The sequence below is a fragment of the Endozoicomonas sp. SESOKO3 genome (genome assembly GCF_024606255.1).
The window spans coordinates 1-1,946 of sequence record NZ_JAHHPR010000106.1 but is presented as its reverse complement, the minus strand read 5'-3'; the positions used below and the strand labels follow the sequence as shown (position 1 = coordinate 1,946).

1 protein-coding gene is annotated in these 1,946 nt (G+C 40.9%); it reads right to left on the bottom strand.

The genetic code is table 11. The features are described from left to right. Positions 1-1,899 (bottom strand): hypothetical protein (locus tag KDK18_RS01910; RefSeq protein WP_257252794.1); only part of this gene is annotated, 1,899 nt, incomplete at its 3' end. Between the last annotated feature and the right edge of the window lie 47 nt (positions 1,900-1,946).

Sequence of the window (1,946 nt, the reverse complement as noted above, 5' to 3'; positions counted from 1 at the left end):
GTGTCTGGCATGTGCTAATAAGAACTTGCTTCCCTTCTTTATTTTTTGTGCCCATTGGTTCTCGAAAAAAGTCTCTTTATTCATAAAATTAAGAGCTAATTTTTTACGAATGAACGAGTAAATCTGATAATCAACAACTCTATAACTTTTATCAAAACCGCACATTGTCTTCAGTATATCCCTATTTAGTCCTGTGTAATCATCTAAATCAAGGCAAAGACTCCCTATGCCATCACTAGCGGATTCCTGCATAGGAATACCTCGTAGGTTATAGCCTATATAAGTTGCAATGCCTACTACAAAACCTCTGTAAAATAACCTTCCAGTCGCTTCATTCACATACCCTCCTGAGCCTTTTAATTTAGCTTTACGCTTGGTTTTTTTCCCGGTTAACTGATCATTTTCATCTAATCGGTGGCTAAAAGCCTCAATCGACTTTTTTAAATTTTTCGAGGCTTCATTATAGTCTCCAAGGAGTTTTTTATGCCGTTTTTTATATTCTGAAACTTCATTTTGAAGCCATTCATTATCTGCCTGCAAATCGGTATACTTGGTATCTGATACTTCCAATTTTCGTTTAATATCGAGTACTTCAAGATCAAGCTGACTAATTTTCTCTTTATACCCATCAATTTCCTCACTCTTATCTTGGGCTTGATCTTGCTTTATTTTTTTTAGTTGTTGCTCCAGACTTTTTAGTTCCTTATCAAGACTTACATTTTTTTCCTCATAGCTTTTAGCCAGCTTATTTAATGACGCAATTTTTTCACCCATTCTCTTATTAGCAGACCGCCTGTCAGCTATCTCTTTATCTTTCCTCGACAGCTTTTTCTCAAATTCATGAAAAAATTGGTTTCGTTGCTCTTCCTTTTTGGCAAGGCTGATTTCATTAGCTTTTAAAGCATCCAAAACTTTTTGTTTCGAAAGCATTAACTCTTGTTCCTTATTATTTAATTCACGGGTCAGTTCATCAATGCGCTCCTTCATCACTTCAATCCTGGCTGACTTGAAATGAGTACTTCTGTGATTTGGCTGTAATGGTAATTCACCTGACCGCCGATCTATGTCGTCTAAAAGCATGCTGAAGAAATAATTCTTTGAGAAAACCGTTTTCAAATAGAGGGCACGATGCCAATGTTTGCCCTGCTTCCGAATAGAGGTATCGCGCTTAGCCGCATCACCGTTTAGCCCCCTGACGATGCTCTCATAAATAACCAGTTCCTCGGACTGGAAAGTGGCCTGTGACCCGGTAAGCGCCATAGCGACATCCAGGCTTGGGAGGTAGGCGTTTATTGACCCGCCTTCAACCGTAAAATCAAACACAAACAGGTTATAGGCTTCAGGATCAGGCCCCTGCCCGGGGAAAGAAAACAACATTTTTTGGCGGGGTTCTGATACTTTAAAACCATCCAGTTTTGTATCCAGCCACTGTTTTAAATCATCTACTTTGTCGTACGCCATCAGAACATCAATATCATTCGTCACAGGCTCGTTATCCTTGAATTTAAGCTGATGTCCAAACCCGTGTTTGGTTATGTACGCTCTTACAGACTCTCCTCCATACAGGCAGCTACCCGTTTTTTTCTCTACACAAAAGGCTTCGATAATATCCTTGAGGCCATCGCGCAAATTAATAATAGTCTGAGCAAACTGACCATATTTATCAGAGCTATCAACGACACGATTAAACATAACTTGCGTCATGGGCACAATGTACTCATCATCACTGCTGCGACAGTGATCAGAAAAAGCAGGTGGATCTGTATCACCTGCAGGGCTCATGGAGTGATTGATATAACGAGCAAGACGCTTACTCACAACCATTGCCCACTCTTCCGTCTGCTGACGATCTTCAACAGGCAAAACCTGCAGCATGCCTGCATGGCTTAGCTTGCGCATTAAGTCGTAGGCATCCTGAAGAGCGGCTTCGGGTGACTGCCCCACAC